Consider the following 20,403-nt stretch of genomic DNA (forward strand, 5'->3'; position numbering starts at 1 on the left):
CCGGCCGGCTGCCGGCCCGGCCGGGGGCTGAGCGTGCCCAGGCGCACCCGGGCCGAGGCGGAGGCGACGCGCGAGGCCCTGCTCGATGCGGCGGAACAGGAGTTCCTGCAGCGCGGCGTCGCCCGCACCAGCCTCGAGCACATCGCCCGGCGCGCAGGGGTCACCCGCGGCGCGATCTACTGGCATTTCCGCGACAAGGCCGCCTTGTTCGCGGCCATGCTGGAGCGCGTCCGGCTGCCCTTCGCCGACATGGCCGACGCCTACCGGCGGGAAGTCGACGGCCAGGACCCGCTCGGGTTGCTGCGCCGGCTCTGCCGCATTGCCCTGGCGACGCTGGCCACCAACGAGACCTACCGCAACGTTTACAGCATCCTGTTGACCCGCTGCGAGTTCGCCGGCGAGGTCAATCCGGCCTTCGAGGGGCAGATGGCCATCGATGCGGAGAGCCTGCGACGGGTCGAGGGGGACTTCCGCCTGGCGCGCGACCTCGGCCAGATGGCGCCGGACATCGAGCCCGACGTAGCCGCTCGCGCCCTCTATGCCCTGATGAACGGGATCTACACCTCCTGGCTGCGCGCCCCGGAGAGCTTCGATATCCGGGCCGACGGCGAGGCCATGCTGGACCTGTTTTTCCGCGGCCTGCGCTGAGCCGCGCTCGCTGCTGGCGGCCGCCGGGGGGACAGCTAAACTCAGGGTAGGCGTCCCGGCGGCGGGACAGGCGGGAGAAGCCGGATGAAGGGCTACATCAACTCGATCCTCGTGCCGGTCGACGGTTCGGAGAACTCGGCTCGCGCGGCGCGTTTCGGTATCCAGCTGGCGGCCAGCCTGGAGGTCCCGGCGACTTTGTTCTACGTCTTTCCCGCCGCCTCGATGGAGCTGGTCGGGATGGCCGGCATGTCGCGCCAGGACGTCGAGGAAGCGGCCCAGGGCTGCGGCCAGCGGGCTTTCGACCAGGTCCGCCTGGCGCTCGATGCCGAGATGCAGCAGCGCTTCGAGCCGGCCATCGCCATCGGCGACCCGGCCGAGCAGATCATCGCCCGGACCGAGGCAGAGCCGGCGACCCTGGTGGTGATGGGCCGGCGCGGGATGTCACCGCTGCGGACCCTGGTGCTCGGCAGTGTCAGCGACAAGGTACTGCGCCACGCCGCCGTGCCCGTGACCGTGGTGACCTAGGACACGAACGCCCGGCTCAGGAGCCGAGGCGCCGCGCACTGAACAAGGGGTGTTCCGGCGCATAGGCCGCCGCCGCCCCCTGGCCGCTCTCGTAGCGTTGCAGGTTCTCCCGCAGGTCGGGGCGACCTTCCAACCCACCGGACTTGAGGGCTTCGAAAATCGCCTGCATCTGCAGTTCCACCGCCTCGTCGAAACTGCCGGCCGCCGCGTAGGCCATGGCCAGGGCCTCGGCCGACACCTGCCCCGGGACCTGCTGGTAAAGTGCTTCCGCCAGGACCACCGCGGCCTGGCGACGGGCCGGCTCGTTGCGGCCGCAGGTCGCGCGCAGGCGCACGACCATGGCGGTCAGCTCCACGGCCGCCTGGCCGGTGGTTTGGAGCGTCTGCTCCGCCGCGGCCAGGGCGCGCTCGCAGTCGCCAGCGCCGAGCAGGCTCGCCCCCAGCAGCAGGCCGTAGAGGGTTTGCTCCTCGACGCGTCCCGCGCCGTCACGCAGGCGCTGGTATTCGACCGCGGCCGCCCGGAAGTCGCCGCGGCTGAACATCAGGTCGGCGAGCGCCAGCCTGGCGTCGGACTCCTCTGCATCCGCGGCCAGGGCACGACCGTAGCGCTCCAGCGCAGTTTCCGGCTCGCCCTCCAGTTCGTCCAGCTGGCCGAGATAGAACCAGGCGCGGCTGTCGTCGGGGTCCAGGGACACCAGGCGCTCGAAGACCATCCGCGAGGCAGCGGTGTTGCCGAGCCGGGCCAGCAGCTCGCCGGCATTGAGCAGGGCCGGGCGGGAATCGGGATCGAGCTGGATGGCCCGCTGCATGGCCAGGGCGGCGTCCTCCAGCCGGCCGGTGGCGGCAAGGTCCAGGCCCATTTCGACATAGAACTGCGAGCTGCGGGACTTGGACCGGACGGCGTCGAACAGCGGGTCCACGATCGAGGCTGGGCGGTTGCCGCGACGTTCCAGGTGGTAGCGGGCCCGCTCGATCTCACCCAGGCCGCGGTAGGCCATGCCCAGCGAGTGGTGCAGCTGGGAGGCGGCCGGATCGAGGGCCAGTGCCTGTTCCAGGTACTCCGCGGCTGCCGCATAGCGCTCCCCGGCGAGGGCCACCTGCCCGAGGCCGGCGAGCGCAGCCGGAGCCTGCGGCGCCAGCCCGCGGGCGCGCTCGAAGTCGCGCGCCGCGAGGTCCGGCTGGCCCGCTTCCAGGCGCATCCGGCCGCGCCGCAGCAGGGCCGGGACGTCGTCGGGCGCCAGTTCGAGCACCTCGTCCAGGAAAGCCGTGGCGGCAGCGGGATCATTGGCGCCGACCTCGACCAGGGCCTGCAGGTACGCCCAGGACTGGTTGTCGGGCTGCAGGGCCCGCGCCCGGGCGTAAGCTTCCCGCGCCTGGGCGAGCAGCTCATGGACGAACAGGACGTCCCCGTACTGGCCCCAGGCGAGGGCCTGGCGATCGGGCTGGCCGGGTTCGGCCAGCGCCTCCTCGAGGCTCGATCGGGCCGCCGTGATCGCGGCCTGCACCGGCGCCGGGAAGCCGCCGAGATCGGCGGTCGGAATCGTGGCGTCGGACGCCCGGACGGGACCGCCGGCGCCCAGCAGCAGCACGCACCACAGCGCGCCCAACATGATGCCGGGCCGTTTATTCACCGCGCGCCCTCCACGGCGACGCCTTCGCCCTGGGTGAGCGTGTGGTACCGGTCGGCGGCGAGGCCGCGAAACTCTTCGTCGCTGCCATCGGGCCAGCGCACCCGGACTGCGCGCGGCGCCGCGCTGTCGCCGAGGGCGAAGCGCAGGCGGGGGTCCTGGGCCGAGGCGTAGGACCCGTCCGCCCGCGCGTGGCGCAGGTACGGGGGCGCGTCTGCGTCGAGCAGCCAGGCGAAGCTCCCCGTCGCATGCCGCCGGCCCGAGGCGTCGACCAGCTCCAGCCCGAGCCAGTGGCCGGCAATCTCCATCCGGTTCATCAGCACCTGGGCCGGCCCCTCGATGTTGCTGAACACCACGTCCGGGCGGCCGTCGTTGTCCAGGTCGCCGACCGCGGCGCCGCGGGTCACATTGGGCACGGCGAAGGCCGGGCCGGCCGCCTCCGAGGCCTCGCGAAAGCGCCCGTTGCCCTCGTTGAGGAACAGCTGGTTGCGCTGGTGGTAGGGAAAGTCGCTGCCGGCCTCGACCAGGTCACGCTCGAGGGTGACGGCGCCATTGCCGATGACGAGGTCCAGCCAGCCGTCCAGGTTCACGTCGGTCCAGGCCGTGCCGAAGCCGGTATAGCTGAGGCTCGGCACCCCCAGCCCCGCGCTGGAGGTCACGTCGGTGAACCAGCCGTCGCCTTCGTTGCGATACAGCGTGTTGGTCTCGGCGCGCATATGAGTCACGAACAGGTCCTTGGCGCCCGAGCGGTTGTAGTCGCCGGCATCGACGCCCATCCCGGCTTCGGTCATGCCGTCCGCGTTGACCGCGCTGCCGGCCAGGAAGGCCTCGTCCCGGAAGCGCAGGCCGCCTTCGTTGAGCCAGAGCGAATTGGGATCGCCGTCGTTGGCGACGTAAATATCCGGCCGGCCGTCATAGTCGAGGTCCGCGACGATCACGCCCAGGCCGTGGCGTGCCACGTCGCCGAGGCCGGCCCTCGCAGTCGCATCCTCGAAGCGCCCGTCGCCGAGGTTGTGGAACAGCCGGTCGGGCACCCCCGCGTACGTGGAGGGAGAACAGTAATCCAGCTGGCTGGTCAGCGCGCTGCGGCATTCCTTGTTCCGGGCCACCGTGTAGTCGGCGTAGTTGGCGACCACGAGTTCCTCGCGGCCATCGCCGTCGAGGTCGGCGAAACTCGCACTGACGCTCCAGCCCGGGTCGTTGACCCCGGCGGTGCCGGTAACGTCGCTGAAAGTGCCGTCGCCGTTGTTGCGCCAGAGCTGGTTGTCGCCCAGGTTCAGCAGGTAGAGGTCGGTGAAGCCGTCGGCGTCGTAGTCCCCGGTGGCGACACCCATGCCGTAGCCGTGCGCCTCGATCCCGGCCGCGCGCGTGACATCGCGAAAGCGGGGCACCCAGCGGCCGTCCTCGTCCCGGAATGACTCGTTGCGAAACAGCCGGTCGCCGCCGGCCGCCTTCTGGTCACCCGCGGTGCCGGGCATGAGCCCGCCCTGCACCAGGTAGATGTCGAGCCGCCCGTCGTTGTCGTAGTCGAGCAGGGCGACGCCGCCGCCCATGATCTCGGGAAACCAGAACCGTCCGGCCATGCCGTTGCGGTAGGTGAAATCGACCCCGGCCTCGGACGCCACGTCTACGAACCAGGGCTCCTGGGCAGCGGCCGGGGCCGTCAGGGCGCCGAGCAGGATCGTCATGGCAGCCGGGCGAAATCCGTTCATGGCGCGGGATTATACGGCGGGTCAGGGCTGGTGGATGACATGCAGCCGGTCGGGCTCGAGGCCCTGCAGCACCTGTTCGGTGCCGTCCGGCCAGCGGATGGTCAGGGTTCCGACCGAGGTGGCGGCGCCCAGCCCGAAAGTCAGGGGCAGCTCGACCTGGGACAGGTAGCTGCGCGTCGGGTTTACCGTCCGTCGCTGCGCGCCGTCGGGACCCTCCAGCCGGACTTCGGCGCCGATGGCGTGGGTATTGGGCGCCCGGCCGACGAGCTGCAGCCTCAGCCAGCGGTGCGAGATCGGCGTCTCGTTGCGCAGCAGCAGCGGTGCGCCGCCGGCCTGGGTCAGCACGAGGTCGAGCCGCCCGTCGCCGTCGAGGTCGGCATGGGCGGCGCCGCGGCCGACGATGGGTTGCGCGAGATCCATGGTCTGCGCCGGCGGGACGAGCACGTATGGCTGCCGGCAGGCAGCGCCGCAGTTCCAGAACAGCTGCGCCGGCTGGCGGTACTGCTGGCCGGCCTGCACCCGGTTGATCTCGTTCTCGACATGGCCATTGGCCTGCAGGAAATCGAGCCGGCCGTCCAGGTCGTAGTCCAGGAACAGCACGCCGAAGGTCAGTGCGGCACGCGAGGCCGGGCCGATGCCGGCGATGATGGTTTCGTCGGAGAACTGACCACTGCCCCCGGCGGCGACGAAGAAGGAGCTCATCTCGTTGGCGAAGTTGCCGATGGCCACCGCCAGCGCGTCGTCGTTGCGGAAGTAGGCGGCGTCGATGCCCATGGCGCCGGTGGCCAGGCCGTTCCGGTCGAACCCCGCGCCGGCCGCGATGCCGATCTCCTCGAAGGTGCCGTCGCCGTGGTTAAGGAATACGAAGTTGCGCACGGTGTCGTTCGCCACCACCACGTCCAGGTCACCATCCTCGTCGAAGTCGACCAAGACCAGGGCGAGGCCCTTGCCGACCGGCTGGCCGGTGGCGGCGTGGCTGACGTGAATGCCCGCCGCGGCGCCGGTTTCGGTAAAAGTGCCGTCGCGGTTGTTGCGGTACAGGTAGGACTGGGTGCCGCGGAAGTTGGTCGGCGGCCCGTAAGCGCGGCCGACGCCGGCCAGCCGGTAGTCCACTTCCAGGTCGATCTCGCGCGACCACTGCACGTAGTTGACGACGAAGAGATCGAGCCAGCCGTCGCCGTCGTGATCGAAGAAACCCGCCGACGTGCTCCAGGTGTCGGCGCCGCCGGCGACGCCGGCCGCGGCGCTGACGTCGACGAACTTCCCGCCCAGGTTGCGGTAGAGGCGGTTCTCCCCCACGGCGGTGACGAACAGGTCCGTCCAGCCGTCGGCGTCGAAATCCGCGACGGCGACGCCCTGGCCATAGAATGCCGCGGCGCCGAGCCCGGCCTCGTCGGCGACGTCGGAGAAGCGACCGGTGCCGTCATTGCGGTACAGGTAAAGGGCGCGCGGGCGGGGCGCGGCTGGATCCCGCGCGAACGGCCAGGTGTCGGAATTGACGAACAGGAGGTCCTGGTCACCGTCGTTGTCGAAGTCCAGCCAGGCCACGCCGCCGCCCATGGTCTCCGGCAGCATGCGGTCGCCCCGGGCGCCGTTCTGGTGCACGAAGTCGATGCCGGCAGTGCGGGTGATGTCGCGAAACTGCGCCGGCGTCGGCGTCGGCTGGCGCTCGTTCGCGAGCAGGCCGGAGAGGTCGACATCGGCTTCGGGAATCTCCGGTGGCGGGGGCGCCCCGAGGAGCCGGACCAGGACGACGACCAGCGCCACGGCCGCCACCACGCCGATGACCACCAGCGAGCGCCGGAAGGCCACCCCGATGGCGGCGTCACGGGACGGTCGGTTCATGCTCACCGGTCCTCCAGGCCGGCCGCGAACGCCGGCACCGAGAGCGGGTAATCCGCGCGGCCCGGTCGGTGCAGGTCGTAGACCACGACCGGGTCGGCCGCATGGTTGGCCGCCGGGTTGGCCCGCCGCGCCGCGGCGACCGCATGGTCGCGGGCATTGTCGTTGACCCGGTAGCGGGCGTACTCGGCGCGGTGCCGGTCGGCCTCGGGCGCATCGCCGAGTTCGGCGTAGACCCGCGCCAGGTTGTAGTGCGCGGTGCTGTTCTCGGGATCCTCGGCGAGCGCGGCGAGAAACCACTCACGGGCCTCGCGCAGCGCTGCGCCCCGCGCCGCGCCGTCGCCGCCGCCAACCTGCCGGGCGCGCTCCAGCCATGTCAGGCCGAGCTGGTTGAGGAGGCGGTAGTCCCGCGAGAAGTCGAAGCCCCGTTGCCGGGCTGCGGCAAACCGGGTCTCCGCCAGCGCGGTGAAGGCGGCCGTGGCTTCTTCCAGGCGGCCCTGCTGAAACAGGAGCTGGCCGCCGAACCAGGCGCCGGACCAGGCCGGCGCCGGCTCGGGATGCTCGAGCGCCCGCCGGAGCGCGGCGGCGGCCTCGTCGAGGCGGCCCTCCTGCAGGTAGGTCCGGGCCAGGTTCAGCGAACCGTCAGCCCGGCCCAGGGCCTCGACGCGCCCGAAGGCCTCCTCGGCCTGCCGCAACTGGCGCCGCTGGGGCTTGCGCAGGGCGCCGATCCCGTAGTCGTTCCAGCGTTCCCATGCCGGCGTAGCCGGGGCCTCGACGGAGTGCCAGCCGCCGTCCTCGCCGACCTCGAACACCAGGGCATCCTCGGCCAGCGTCGTGATCGGCAGGTCGTTGCCGGCGAATGCCGGGCCCAGCATGAGCTGCATCAGCCGGGTGTCGAACTTGCGGTAGTGCAGGCGCGCCCGGATCTCGAGCTCGCCGGCAAGGCCCTCGGGCACGGCGAGACGATAGTGCAGCAGGTCCGCAGCGCCGGGTGGGACCTGGTGATCGTACAGCGGGACGAAGATGTCCTCGGCATTGCGCCGGTCGATACGCTGCCCGTCACGGTCGAGCATGTAGGTGTTGGCGAAATGCGCCCAGGGGTCGACGGCCCCAGTCACCGGATCAATGCCGCCGCTGCGGGCGATGACCGCGCCGTCGTGCAGCACTTCCAGTTCCACCCAGGTTTCGTTCGAGTCGGAAGTGCCCTGCGTGAAGGCATGCCCGACCCGCAGGTTGCGCAGCACGAGCTGCAACAGGTATTCGCGGCCCGGCTGCAGCACCGGCACCTGCGGCCGCAGCGGCCCGACCAGACGGCCGTCGACCGCGGCGCCCTCGCGCAGCGCCACGATGTCGAGGCGCATGGAGCCGGTAAGCATCTCCCGGTGCTCGGCCGTGACTTCCGGCGGCAGACCGAAGAAATGGGGCAGGGCGGTGTTGGCCGCCGGGAACAGGTGGCCCAGCACGGTCGCTTCCTCGCCGGGCGCCCGGACGCGGCTGGAAAAGTCGTCGGACGGGCGCGGCACCATGTGGCAGCCGTTGCAATTGGGCTCGGCCTCGGGCGGGTAGTAGAAGCTGGCGACGCCGTGGCCGGACACGCCGCTCAGCAGGAAGGAGTCGTAGTGGTTCTGGCCGCGCAACCACTGGTACCGGTTCAGTTCCTCGGGCAGGTGCACCTTGTGGCAGGCGCCGCAGAACTCGGGCGTGCGATGCAGCGGCTTGAGAAAGGTGCGGCGATGGAAGTCCGGCTTGGCCTTGATCAACTGCCGGTTGACCCAGGCCAGCAACGCGTTGTCGCTGAAGGCGAAGGGGTAGTGCCGGGGCGCCGTGATGGTGAGGTCGGCATTGCCCCGCGGGCTGTCGACCGAGGTCACGGCATGGCACACCGTGCAGTTGATCCCGGCGGCGGCGGTAGGATCGTGCACGTCGTCGAAGCCGGGATCGTCCAGGGCGCCCGAAAGCATCGGCACGACGTCGTGACAGCCGGCGCAGACGCGGACCCCGGCAACGTCGCCATCGCGCTCGGCCAGCACCTGCCGGGTGTTGCGCACGGCGAACAGGTAGACGGGATTGTTGAAGGACGCGAAGCGATGGGCGCTGTGGCTCCATTGCTCGTAAACGTCGGCATGACATTCGGCGCAGTACTCGTCCATCATCAGCTCGCGCGCCGGGATGTGCTCGCCGGTGGCGGTGGCCATGAGCGAGGGCGCGAACTGGGCGTCATCGTTGCCGCCGGCGGGACCGGCCCGGAGACCGTGGACCTGGAAGGCGACCAGCACGGCTGCCGCGGCCAGTCCCGGGCCCGCGATCAGCAAGCCGCTGCGCCAGCGGATCCGGGGCCCGGCCAGGCGATGCAGCACGAACAGCCAGACACACAGCAGGGGTGCGACCACGTGCACCCAGTAGGCGATCTCGCGCACCGCGGGGTTGCGCACGCTGAAGAAGTCGAAGCGCACCAGCAGCAGGCCGCTCGCCAGCAGGGCCGCAATGGCGGCAAGGAGGCCGAGGCCGGCCCGCACCGCGTTGCGATTCGGCCGGCGCCAGGCGCGGCGCAGGTGCGAGGCGATGAAGATCGCCGCCGGCACCACGAGTGCGAGTCCGGCCACGAGGTGGAACAGGAACATGAACTGGTAGAACTGGTCCTGGATGCCGCGCTGCTGCCACCACTCCAGGAAGGTCACCAGCCCCAGGTAGAAACTGTTGACCGCCAGCAGGCCGAATACCGCCAGCAGGATTGCCAGCAGGATTCTCAGCCGCGGGCTGACGGCGGGCCCGGTGACGACGGCGCGTGGCTTCATTCCCCGCCCTGGTAGCGGATCAGGTATTGCTCGTGCAGCGCCTCGCGGCGGCCCGGGTCGCCGGCGCCCGGCGTGCTGGGCAGCGGGCCGACGGTCTCGCCGTCGAGGGTGTACATGTCCATGTCCTTGGCGTAGCCGCGCGCCTCCAGCACGAGCACGCGGCGCCGGTCGGGCAATGGCGGCGGCGCGTCGAACTCTACGTGGAGCTCGTCACCCGGCCCGATCACGGCGAAGGCGTCGTTCTGTTCCTCGACCAGGGGCAGGACCGGTCCGAGCGCGGTATAGAAACCCGACTGGTAGCGGGTGTCCCAGAAGGGGCTGCGGTCCGAATAGTCGTAGTAGGGTCGCTGCTGCTCGAAAGTGACCCGGCGGGCGAAGCCGGTCTTGGCGACGCGCGCGGCGACCATGGACGGGGACTGCAGCACGGTGGCCGCGGGCTGCGGCTCGTGGCCGACGATCCGGATGCGATCCCAGTAGATTTCCCAGTTGGAGCGCAGCCGCAGCCGCTGCGTCCCGGCCGGCAGGCCCACCAGCGGGAGCGACATCTCGCGCGGCATGCCGGCCGGGTAGCCGAAGGCCTCGTAAACCACCACCCATTGGCCGGCGGCGTCCTGCGCCTCCAGCGTCGGCGGCGCGTACCCGGCGCCGGCCTGCCAGGCGGCGAACACGGTCTGGGAGTAGGGGTACTCCACCCAGCCGTCCGCCACCAGCACGGGCGGCCCGGCCAGGCTGTCCAGCGGCGCCTCGAACTCGAGTTCCAGCACGTGCTCCCCGGCCAGCCGGGCGAGGAAACGAGGGTCCCGGCGGCCGGGCGGCGCGGCGCGGTTATCGCGGGCGGCCAGCAGTTCGGTCACGTCGTCGCCACGGTCGTCGATCGCGCGCGCCACGGCGAGGATCTTGTCGTCCCGGTAGAACACCGGCGCGCCGGTCGGGGCCGGGCCGCCGCCGGTGTACATGCGCTCGTCCAGGGCGAGGTTCCAGCCGGGCGGCAGGTCGTAGACGTGCAGCCGCAGGGTGTCGAGATACGCGATCTCCTCCATCGGCTCGCCGATCTTCAGGGCATAACGGCCGTCGCGTGCGACCAGTGCGCCCTCCGGCAGACGGAAATACTCCCATGGGCGCGGCGTCGAATAGCGGCCCGGCTCGAGCAGGAAGCCGATGCCGCCCACCCCGAGCACGTCGCTGACGAATTCGAAGCGCTCGCCGTTCCAGGCGTAGAGGATGGGGCAGCTGGCCAGCTGCCGCTGGGTTTCCGCGATCGGGTGCAACTCGCCCGCGTCCAGGCCCAGCTCCGTCTGCAGCACGCCGTCGGTCCAGGTCAGCCGGATGAAGTCGGCGCGGTTGCGGCCGCCGAGCCCGAGGGCGAGCGGCTGCAGGCTCTGACCCGGGGCCGAGTGGCGGTCGTAGGTGTCGGCCAGGGTCCAGCCGTCGAGCGTGCGCAGCATCACCGCGGTGCCGATGCCCGATGCGTTCGAGCGCATGCCCTCGCCGGTATCCGAACGGCCGGTCGGCGCGAGGGCCAGGAAGGATTGCCGGCCGGGGCCGGCCGGCCAGAGCGCCAGCTCGGGACCGTCCGCTCCGGCCGCCACGCCGGCCAGCGCGTAGCCCCGTGCGGGGTCCAGCAGCACCGGCGCCAGGACATCGAGCGCCGCCTCTTCCTCGTGCAGCACCACGAGCTTGCCGGCGGCGTCGAAGCCGAGGGCCATGAAGCCGGCGGCATGGTGTAACAGCAGGTCGGCGCGCCCGGAACCGTCGAGATCCAGCAGCGCGAGCTCGACGGGGGCGCCGGGCGGGGCGACGGCTGGCCTGATCACGGCGGCGACCCATTGGCCGTCTTCGTCGGCCCGCCATTGCAGCAGGTCGCCGGCCGCGTCGACGGCGTAGAGTTCCAGCTCGCCGTCGGCATCCAGGTCGCCGGGCGAGGCGGCCGCCAGCGGCGTTGACGCAAAGGCGGCGAAACCCGCCGCAGGCTCGTAGCGCCAGAGACGGTCGTTGCGCAGCACCTGGTGGGGACCTTCTCGGTTGAGGACCAGGATATCCGCGTCCCGGTCGAGGTCGAGGTCCAGCGCCAGGCTGCGGCGCGCGGTGGCGGACTGGGGCGGCAGCGCGTCGAGCCGCCGGAAGGTGCCGTCGAGATTGTTGTTGAACAGCGTCGCCGGGCCGTCGACCAGGCTCAGCAGGAGGTCGATGTCGCCGTCGTGGTCCGCATCGAAGGCGGCGACCGCGATGCAGGAACCCGCGTCCGCCAGGCCGGCCGCTGCCGCCACGTCGCGCCAGCCGTCGGCATCCTGCAGGAACAGCGCCGGGGCATCCCGGCGGCAGAGGAACACGTCGAGCCGGCCGTCGTTGTCGATGTCGGCCCAGGCCGCTGCCGTCACGCCGGCATGCCCGCTGAGGGGATGGTCCGGACGGGCCACGAAGTGTCCCTCGGCGGACTGCAGCAGCACCAGGCTGGCGGCGTCATCCCCACCGGCAAGGTAAAGGTCGAAGCGCCCGTCAGCGTCGATGTCGGCGACCGTAAGGTCGATATAGCCGCCCTCCGGCACAGCGCCGGCGGTCACGCGCTGGCCGAACACGGGTCCGACGGGCCTGGCCGGCGGGTCTGCCTCGGGCAGGTCGATCGCCAGCGCTTCGGCCCGCGGCCCCTTGCGCGTATAGCGAAACTCTGCCAGGTGGGCGCGGGGGTTGTTCTCGAAGCGCTGGTAGGCCTCGAGCATTGCGCGCGCCTCCTCGCGACTGCCTTCGCGCCTCAGCACCAGGGCCGCACCGTAGTAGCCGCTGCGCAGGTAAGGGTCGCGGCGTACCGCCTCGCGGTACCACTGCAGCGCTTCCTCGGTGCGACCCAGCTGGACCAGCGCCTGGCCCAGGAAATACGCTGCATGCGCGTCGTCGGTCGCCTGGGTTGCGACGCGCTCCAGTTTCTCCACCGCGGCCTCGCTCGCGCCCAGGTACAGGTTCAGCAGGCCGGCCACATACAGGGCCCGCTCGTGGTCCGGATCCTCCGCCAGCACGGCACCGACGATGTCCAGCGCCCGTTTCTCGTCGCCCTCGCGCTGCCGGTTCAGCGTGGCGATGGCGAGGTTCACCCGCGCGTCCAGCCAGTCCGGCCGCGCTTCGACCAGCTCGGCAAAGACCTGCCGGGCATCCTCGTTGCGATACTGGCCCATCAGCCCGACGCCGAGGTTATTGCGCCGGATCTCGTCTGCGGAGAACGGATCGGGTGCGGGCCGGCAGCCGGCCAGTAACGCGCCGAGCACGACCGCGGCGAGCAGGGAAAGCATGCGCATCGAATGAGCTTTGGTGTTCATTTCAGCTCCCGCCGTGCCGCCACGATGCGCGCCTTCAGCGCATCGCTGCTGATCTCCGCGCCGGTGGCCGGCTCGAGGTAGGCGCGGCCGGCATAGCGGTGCACGGCGCTGCGGAAATGCGCGCGGGTGTCGTGACCGAGCCGTCGCTCCCGCTCCGCGCGGAGCATGTCGATGTTGATCGGCGCCACCACCACCTTTTCACCGGCGCCGGGATCGGCCTGCGCCAGGACACGGCCGTCGTAGTCCACCACCATGCTGCCGCCGGGCCAGCTGAATGGCGGGTAGTTCTCCAGCTTCGCGCCCTGGTTGGCCGCCACCACGTAGGCGGTGTTCTCCAGCGCCCGGGTCCGGTTGACCAGCGTCCACCAGTCCATCGGCGCGGCCGTGCCCCACGGGTCCATGTAGGCGGAAACGCGGATCAGCACCTCGGCGCCGCGGAAGGCCAGTTCGCGAATGGTCTCCGGAAACAGCCAGTCGTAGCAGATCGCCACTCCCAGCTTGCCGAGTTCCGTGTCGACGACCGGGAAGGGGTCGTCGGCGTAGTCCGGGAAATCATGCGGGCTGGCATGGATTTCCCAGGGAATCCAGGGATTCACCTTGCGGTATTTCGCCAGCACCCCCTGCGGTCCGACCAGCGCGGTCGTGTTGAACACCGTGCCGGGATAGTCGTCGTCCCGCTCCAGGAAAGTGCCGGTCTGGATATAGCAGCCGTATTTCCGCGCCAGTGCGTGGTAACGGTCGGTGTGCTCGTTCGGGACCGGGATGGCGAGGTGGCGCAGCAGCTTGTCGACCGAGTCGTGGATCGGCACGGCGTGGGCGAACTCGGGAAAGGCCAGCAGCCGCACGTCGAAAAAGGGCTCGTAGCCGAGAATGGCCTGCTCGGCGATCTCGCACATCCGCCGGGCACGGGCGGCGATCTCGGAGCGGTCGGCAGGGCAGGGGAAGTCGGTCTGGCAGGCGGCAGCGTAGTACATCGGTCAAGGGTCGTCGTCCGGGTGCCGGCCGGGGCCGACGCGAACCCGCAGGATACCTGATTTGGCCGGTTTTTCCCGCCCGATGCTGGACGCCGGCAGCCTGTCCAATTATCTTCCGCGGATGCTTGCGAACCTCGGCCTCCTGCTGTCCCTCGCCTTGCTGATCTGGCTGGTACTGCGTGGCGTGAATGTCATCCTGGCCTCGCTCCTGGCGGCGATCGTGGTGGCGCTCAGCAACGGGCTGCCGCTGACCGACAGCCTGCTGCAGCACTATGCGACCGGGCGCTCGGGCGCGTTCACTTTCGCGGGCCAGTTCTTCCTGATTTTCATTGCCGGCGCGATCTTTGGCAAAGTCATGGCCGAGGGGCGCGCCACGACCACCATCGCCCTGATGTTCCGCGACCTGCTCGGGCGTGAACGGGTACTGTGGATCATCATGCTGGCCTGCGCCCTGATGACCTACGGCGGCGTCGTGGTCTTCGTGGTGATTTTCGCCGTCTACCCCCTGGCGCTGGAGCTGGCGCGGGACGCCAACACGCCGAAGCGCCTGCTGGCGGGCGCAGCGGCGCTGGGCGCCGGCACTTTCACCATGACCGCCATGCCGGGCACGCCCTCGATCCACAACGTCATAGCGGCGCGCTCGCTGGGCACCGACCTGTTCGCCGCGCCCGTGCTGGGACTGGTGGCCAGCGCGCTCATGATCGTGTTCGGCATGGCCTACCTGGAGCGGGAGCGGCGCGCGGCCCTGGCGCGCGGCGAGGGTTTCGACCCGGCCCCGAGCGAGCACGTGCCGGACGACGCGGAGCTCGAGGCCGGCCGCCCCGGCCGCCTGGCGGCGCTGCTGCCCCTGCTGGTCGTGCTGGGCATCATCATCGGTCCCCGCCTGCTGGCGATCGTCATCCCGGCGGGCTCGGCTTCCCTGCCCGCCCGCGTGGTGGGCTTTGCCGGCAGCCAGCCCGTGTTCTGGCCCAGCCTGGCGCTGGCCGTTGGAACCGTCCTCGCGCTGCTGCTGCTGCCGCGGCTGCGCGGCCAGTGGCTGGCGAGTCTCGGGCGCGGCACCAACGACTCGATCCTGCCGATCGCGAACACGGCCGCCATCATCGGCTTCGGCGGCGTGGTGATCCAGACTACGGGCTTCGCGGCCTTCTCCGGCCTGGTCGTGGACAGCAGCCTGCCGCCGCTGTTGTCGGCCTTCCTGTCCATCAGCACGGTGGCCGCCATCACCGGGTCGGCCTCCGGCGGCCTGCAGATCTTCATGGCCTCGCTGGCGCCGCGCTACCTGGAGATGGGCATCGAGCCCGAGCTGCTGCACCGGATCGCAACCCTGGCCTCCGGCGGGCTGGACTCGCTGCCGCATTGCGGGGCCGTGGTCGTGATGATGACCATCATGGGCCTGTCCTACCGCAAGGCGTACCGGGATATCGCCATGGTGACCATCGTAGTGCCGGTGTTCGCCACCCTGGCGGTGCTGGGACTGGCAGTCCTTACTGGCTAGCGGCGGCGGTCCGGCGGCGTCGCCAGCGTCAGGTTCTGGCAGTTCGTCTCGACCAGCGCCCGGGACGCGAGCACGGCGAGGGCGGCGAAGCCCGCCAGCAGCCACAGCCCGCGGCCGTAATCCGTCGCGCTGTAGACCGGCGCCCCGCCGACCAGGGTCCCGTCCCAGCCGAGATCCATGGCCCAGCCGAACAGCGGCTGGAACAGGGCCGTGCCGAGAAACAGTCCCGTGTTGACCAGGGCGATGGCCATGCCGGAGACGGCGGGGGCGGTGACCTCCTTGGCGTGGGCGTAGGCCACGACGAAACTGCCGGCGCTCAGGCCGAGCAGGGCGAACAGCCCCAGCGCGAGCCAGCCCGGCCGCCAGGGCAGCAGTAGCAGCGCCAGGCATACCGCCAGGTAGACGAGGGCACCGCCGCGCAGGATGGGGCGCCGCCGGCCCATCCGGTCCGACAGGCTGCCCGCGACCAGGCAGCCCACGGCGAAGGCGGCCGTGGCCAGCGTGGTGTAGACGGAGGCCTCCCCGCGGCTCAGGCCGTGGACGTCGCGCAGCAGGGGCACCGCCCACAGGCCGAGCATGGCGAACAGGCTGCCGGTCATGCCGAAGTCGTAGACGAAGCCCGGCCACAGGCGCCGGTTGGCCAGCACCGAGCGCAGGTCCTGCAGCCAGTGCCGCGCGCGCGGCGCGTGCGCCGTCTCGCCCTCCATTTCCCGCACCGAGGGAAAGCCGAGCTCTTCCGGCCGGTTACGCACCAGCAACCAGGACACGACGCCCAGGACCATGGCGAACACGCCGAGTCCGACGAACAGGGTGCGCCATTCCATCCGCATCAGGATCAGCGCCATCGGCCCGGTCGCGGCGATGGCGCCGAGGTTGCCCAGCAGCAGCGTCAGGCCGCTGATGGTCCCGTAGCGGCGCTCGCTGAACCACGCGGTATTGCTCTTCATCAGGCCGACGAAGACGACGGACACCCCGAGCCCGACCAGGAAGCGGCCGGCGCTGGCCGCCGCGAAGGTTTCCGCCAGGCCGAAAATGATCGAGCCGCCCCCCGCCACCACGTTGCCGATGGTGACGCTGAAGCGGGCGCCGAGCGTGTCTGCGAGCACCCCGGCGGGAATCTGCATGGCGGTGTAGATGTAGAAGTACATCGCCGCCAGCGAGCCGAGGGCGGCGGCGGTGATACCGAAGGACTGGGCGAGCTCGGAGGCCACCATCGCCGGGGCGAAGCGATGGAAGAAGGCCAGCATGTAGGCGGCGATCAGGACGCCGTAAATGGTCCAGCGGATCCGGTCGAAGCGCGCCGGATCGTAGCCGCCCGTCATGGCCGGCGGGCGGGATTCAGTAGCGCCCGCCGGTCTTCATCATGTAGTTGCGCAGCTCGGTACTCTCGAGGTTCATCCGCATCAGGTTGGCATGGGTGACTCGGAACAGCGAGCGCATGACCTTGTAGACCGCCCAGGGCTGGCGCTCCACCAGGCCCTCGAAGTCCTCTGGCTCCAGTGTCAACACGGTGCTGTCGGCGTCCGCCCGCAGGCCCGCCTTGCGCGGCGAGCCATCCAGGAAGGCGCGCGTGCCGGCGACCTCGCCGGCGCGCAGCTGGTAGATGGCGTGTTCGCCCTCGTCACCGTGCGTGCAGACGCTGAGCCGGCCGTCGGCGAGCATGAACAGGGTCCGCCGGGCCTCGCCCTCGCGCACCAGGTAGTCACCCTTGCGGGTGGTCGCCACGCCCATCACGCCCGCAAGGGCCTCGAGTTCGCCGGCGTCGAGCTCGGCGCCGAGGATGGACTGGGAGATCGCGGCCGACTTGTCGAGGGTGGTCATGGTGCTGTCCCAAATGCTCCGGGCGAGGGATGAGGATCGTCAGCAGCAATTCTACCGCGTCCCGGAGCCCCGGTGTGCAGGGGCTCCGGGACGCCCGACCGGCTCAGTCGTCGATCTCGTCGTCCTCCTGTTCGACCTCGTCGGCCAGGATGGCGGCTTCGCTGATCTGGATCCCTTGCACGTCGACCAGCTCACCGGGCTGGATGGCGCCAAAGAACTCCGCCTGGGACGCATCGTCGTTGTCACGCAACTCGAACTCGGTGTTCGCCGTGGTCTGCACGGTGACGCCCAGGATCACGAGGTCCGGTAGGGCGAGGCTCTCGACGAAGCCCTGCAGGGAAACGTCATTGTCATCGTCGTCGGCGCGCTCGATCTTGGTCGCGACGACGTCTGCACCGGCATCTGCGGCTGGTGTGCCGATGATCTCCAGGTAATCGCCGACCCGAATGTCCTCGGCGCGGAACGGGAATGCCTGGGCGGCGCTGAAGTCCTCGAACCGGGTCGTGGCGGTCATCTGGACACGGATGCCCAGCAGTGTGACCAGGCCGTTGCCGAGGTCTATCGCTTGTACGGGGGCCTCGATCTCGATCGGCCGGTCATCGTCTTCGAAGTCGATTTCCTCGGCTACGATCACGCCGTCCGCGTTGATAAAGCCGTCGACCTCGAGCTGCACATTGATCGCGATGTCGGCCGCCGTGCCGTCCTCGAACGCGGTGTCGGCGTTGATCAGTACGCGGATGCCATTCAGTTCGAAGCTGGTGTCTGAAGTCACTGCCGAGACGTAGCCCTCGATCTCGACCTCGCAATCGCCGTCATCGTCGTCACCATCGAAGTCGTCGCAGAGCAGCCGTGGCCGGTTGCCCCAGAAGTCGATGTCGTCGGCGAACAGGGTGCCACTGTCGAATACAGTGCCCTCGACCTCGACGAGGTCGCCGTCGGCAATCGCGCCAGCCGGGAAATCGTCGTCCAGGCTCGCCCCGGAGTAGTCGACGGCCAGGCCGTTGATGGCGAACGTGCGGGCGCCGCTGTCCAGGCTGGTGACGTAACCCACGATCTCGAAGCCGTCGTTGTCATCGTCGCGTTCCACGCGGGTCGCGATGAACTGGCCGTCCCCGATGAAGCCGGCGATTTCCACGACGTCCCCGGTGGTCAGCCCTTCGAGGGTACGCGGTGTGAAGTCGTCATCGAAGATGGTGTCTGCGGTGACCATGACGGTCTGCTCCAGCACCGTGAACCGGCCCGCCGCCAGGTCGATGGAGTCCACCGCGCCTTCGAGTACATCGTCGGCGATCACGCGCTCGGCCACGCCGGTCACGCCGTCTTCATTGACCGTGCCTGCCACGAGCACCACGTCGCCGACGCTCAGGGCCGACTGGGCGGCGGGCAAGTCGTCGACGGTGACGGCGGCGTTCGTCGTGTCGTAGCGAACGCCCCTGACGACAATGCTGCCGAATGCAGTGATCTCGGCGTACAGCAGGCCGCCGCGATCGATGCCGATGCTCGGGTCGCCGCCGCCGCCCGGGGGCGGGGTCACGCCGCCGCCACCGCCGGGAGGGGGGGTTACGACAGAGCCGTCGCCGGACGACCCGCCCGAGCCGCCGCCGCACGCAGCCAGGGCCGCGGCGACCGCGAGCGCGGCCGTGGGCCGGTGTATCTTTGCGAGCTTGGACAAGAGTTCAATCATGATCGAGTTCCCTTCGGTGGAGGATGTTCAGGAGTTCGGCTTGGCAGGCGGAGCGGGGGTCCCGCTTTCAGGTGGCTCGGTGATCTGGTAGACGCCGACGCCGAGGCGGATCGCATCCTTGGCTTCGTGAGGGGACTGGGGTGCATGTTGCAGCAGCCAGCGGTCCATGGCCTCGAGAAAACGCATGCCCTCTGTTTCGAGGAACTGCCTGAATTCGGCTTCGGCTCGCGCCGGAATCTGCGGGTGGGTGGCCCGCCCTTCGAAGCGCCCGACGCTGCCCGGCTTCCGCGTCAGGTTGCGCGTCACGGTGTTGCCCATCGCCATCAATACGTCGCCGGCCCGATCCACCGCATCCGCCTCCAGGGGCAACGGCATGAAGTATCGGGTGAGCGCACGCAGGCGACCGTCCTCGCCGATGCCGACCGCGCCGGTCCGGACCAGGTCTTTCTCCAATGTGGAGGCGGGGATGTCGCCGCCATGCTCGTGGTGCAGTGCTGCGAACGAAGGGGCCGGGCCTTCCCGTGGGATCGCGAGCGGAGCGCCATCCGCGTCCTGGTACCCCGGTGATTCATGCCACGCGCTGAGCACGCGGGTGGCCTCCGTCGTCTTGCGCAACGCCGGGGCCGGCGGATCCTGCTGGGCCAGCTCGTCCCGCAGTTTCTTCACTTCCTTGCGTGCGATACCCGTCATGAGCGACACGCGTGAGACGTTGGTGGGACGGCCGCCGCGGCCAAATTCGTCCGTCGCCACGGAGACGAAGACGCGACGGGCAAGGGCGTTGAATTCGCGGAAAGTCAGGCCGCTGGCGAGCAGCATGCGCGCGAGCGGACGCAGGGCGCGGCTGGCGGCCTCTACGATGGCTGACTTGAAATCGTCGTTACTCATGGCGACCTAAATTGCATCTGGGGAGGCTAACCCCACATATAGGAATGTCAATCCCTGGCCGTGCGATCGCATCGTGGCTTCCGGTGCCTGTATTCAGCCCGAGGCGACGGCGGCGCTGTCCGCTTGCGGCCCGTTCCGGCGAAAATCGTAGATGGCGCGGTCAGGGTCAGCCCGCCACGCCCGGTGTACTGCATCGAGCCCCCCGGCTTCGGCGATCGCCCGGGAGATTTCCTCGGCTCGGATGCAGCCCGTGTCCAGCAGCCCGAGTGACCAGGCAACGGCGGATTCACGTCGGGCCCGCGCCGCACCGCCCAGACCGGGCCAGAACAAGCGCGCGAGTGCCCCGAGGGGCTTTTTCTGCGCCAGTTCCAGCAGGTTCGCAGCGGTGAGCGTGCGAGCCCAGCGCTCCGGCCGGCCCCGTGCCGCGACGTAGAGCGCGACCGCGCGGGCCACCTCCTCGACCGACCGTTCCTCCCGGGCAGCCAGCTCCGCTGCCAGGAGCCTGGCGGGATCTTCGACCAGCGCGGACGGTTCCGCATCCGCGGGCAGCAGGTCGAAGATCAGGTGGACTCGATCCGACCCCGAGTCATTGCAGGCATCGTGTACGGCCTTGTTGTCGAACCACCACAGCTCGCCCTCGCGCATGCGGGCCGATTCACCACCCGCGTTGAGCAGGCTGCCGGTCTGGCTCCGGATCACCAGGTGGTAGCGATCGCGCAGACGGTAATATTCACCGCGATCGATATGCGGCAACACCGTTTTGCCCGGCGGCAGGGACGCGAACCGCGCGCGGCCCGGCGAGCCGCGCTGCTCGGCGGCGAACGCCTCGATGAAGGCCACGGTGGCGGGAAACTGCGCGGACAGCGACGTCCAGCGACTCTCGTGCACGTCCCGCCGGCGGCGCCCCCGGATGCAGGACCGCCTGAGCCCCCGGATCGGTATCGCGTTGGTATGACGCTGCGCGGGCGCCGTAAGCTGGCGACCCACCTGAAGATCCCAGGCGCTCGAGTGCTGCGCCAGTTCCCGGCGCAGGGGCTCGAGGTCGACGCCAGCGCGAATGAGGCGGAAGTGTTCCATGGCCATTCTC

The 20,403-nt window shown here is 70.2% G+C and carries 14 protein-coding genes; 3 read left to right on the plus strand and 11 right to left on the minus strand.

Going from position 1 to position 20,403, the window contains the following annotated elements; all coding sequences use genetic code 11:
* Positions 1-33: 33 nt before the first annotated feature.
* Positions 34-648 carry a TetR family transcriptional regulator gene (locus tag G6N75_RS12900; RefSeq protein ID WP_165348777.1) on the plus strand — a complete coding sequence of 205 codons (615 nt, stop codon included), beginning with the start codon at positions 34-36 and terminating at the stop codon, positions 646-648.
* An 84-nt stretch (positions 649-732) separates the two neighbouring features.
* Entirely contained in the window at positions 733-1,173 is a 441-nt protein-coding gene (locus tag G6N75_RS12905; RefSeq protein WP_165348778.1) for a universal stress protein, read from the plus strand.
* A 16-nt stretch (positions 1,174-1,189) separates the two neighbouring features.
* On the opposite strand, the gene G6N75_RS12910 is transcribed toward G6N75_RS12905, so the two are convergent.
* Genes G6N75_RS12910 through G6N75_RS12935 form a run of 6 tightly spaced genes read right to left on the minus strand, consistent with a single transcriptional unit; the run spans position 1,190 to position 13,431 of the window.
* Positions 1,190-2,803 carry a tetratricopeptide repeat protein gene (locus tag G6N75_RS12910; protein WP_165348779.1) on the minus strand — a complete coding sequence of 538 codons (1,614 nt, stop codon included), beginning with the start codon at positions 2,801-2,803 and terminating at the stop codon, positions 1,190-1,192.
* A complete protein-coding gene (locus G6N75_RS12915) occupies positions 2,800-4,512 on the minus strand; it encodes a CRTAC1 family protein (RefSeq protein WP_165348780.1) in 1,713 nt (570 codons plus the stop codon). The genes G6N75_RS12910 and G6N75_RS12915 overlap by 4 nt, the downstream gene beginning before the upstream one ends.
* A gap of 21 nt (positions 4,513-4,533) precedes the next feature.
* Positions 4,534-6,357, minus strand: a complete 1,824-nt coding sequence (locus tag G6N75_RS12920) for a CRTAC1 family protein (RefSeq protein WP_165348781.1) — start codon at positions 6,355-6,357, stop codon at positions 4,534-4,536.
* A gap of 2 nt (positions 6,358-6,359) precedes the next feature.
* Positions 6,360-9,149 (minus strand): multiheme c-type cytochrome, encoded by a 2,790-nt coding sequence (locus tag G6N75_RS12925; RefSeq protein ID WP_165348782.1) that lies wholly within the window; start codon positions 9,147-9,149, stop codon positions 6,360-6,362.
* Positions 9,146-12,457, minus strand: coding sequence for a VCBS repeat-containing protein (locus G6N75_RS12930; protein ID WP_165348783.1), 3,312 nt, complete (start codon positions 12,455-12,457; stop codon positions 9,146-9,148). Before G6N75_RS12930 ends, G6N75_RS12925 begins: the two co-directional genes overlap by 4 nt.
* Positions 12,454-13,431, minus strand: a complete 978-nt coding sequence (locus G6N75_RS12935) for a nitrilase-related carbon-nitrogen hydrolase (protein WP_165348784.1) — start codon at positions 13,429-13,431, stop codon at positions 12,454-12,456. Before G6N75_RS12935 ends, G6N75_RS12930 begins: the two co-directional genes overlap by 4 nt.
* Positions 13,432-13,492: 61 nt before the next feature.
* On the opposite strand from G6N75_RS12935, the gene G6N75_RS12940 reads away from it, so the two are divergent.
* On the plus strand, positions 13,493-14,926 hold the full coding sequence (locus tag G6N75_RS12940; protein ID WP_206203121.1) for a GntP family permease: 1,434 nt from the start codon (positions 13,493-13,495) through the stop codon (positions 14,924-14,926).
* On the opposite strand, the gene G6N75_RS12945 is transcribed toward G6N75_RS12940, so the two are convergent.
* The 5 genes from G6N75_RS12945 to G6N75_RS12965 all read right to left on the minus strand — a co-directional run bounded on the left by G6N75_RS12945 (position 14,923) and on the right by G6N75_RS12965 (position 20,393).
* Positions 14,923-16,248: an MFS transporter gene (locus G6N75_RS12945; RefSeq protein ID WP_165348785.1), complete on the minus strand. Its 1,326-nt coding sequence runs from the start codon at positions 16,246-16,248 to the stop codon at positions 14,923-14,925. The genes G6N75_RS12940 and G6N75_RS12945 overlap by 4 nt on opposite strands.
* Before the next feature lie 16 nt (positions 16,249-16,264).
* Positions 16,265-16,747: a cyclic nucleotide-binding domain-containing protein gene (locus G6N75_RS12950; RefSeq protein ID WP_165348786.1), complete on the minus strand. Its 483-nt coding sequence runs from the start codon at positions 16,745-16,747 to the stop codon at positions 16,265-16,267.
* 103 nt (positions 16,748-16,850) lie between these two features.
* Positions 16,851-18,281, minus strand: coding sequence for a DUF5666 domain-containing protein (locus G6N75_RS12955; RefSeq protein ID WP_165348787.1), 1,431 nt, complete (start codon positions 18,279-18,281; stop codon positions 16,851-16,853).
* A gap of 177 nt (positions 18,282-18,458) precedes the next feature.
* Entirely contained in the window at positions 18,459-19,316 is an 858-nt protein-coding gene (locus tag G6N75_RS12960) for a DUF6502 family protein (protein WP_165348788.1), read from the minus strand.
* Positions 19,317-19,409: 93 nt separating this feature from the next.
* Positions 19,410-20,393: an aspartyl/asparaginyl beta-hydroxylase domain-containing protein gene (locus G6N75_RS12965; protein ID WP_165348789.1), complete on the minus strand. Its 984-nt coding sequence runs from the start codon at positions 20,391-20,393 to the stop codon at positions 19,410-19,412.
* Positions 20,394-20,403: the final 10 nt, after the last annotated feature.

The organism is Thioalkalivibrio sp. XN8 (assembly GCF_011058255.1).
Classification (GTDB): domain Bacteria; phylum Pseudomonadota; class Gammaproteobacteria; order Steroidobacterales; family XN24; genus XN24.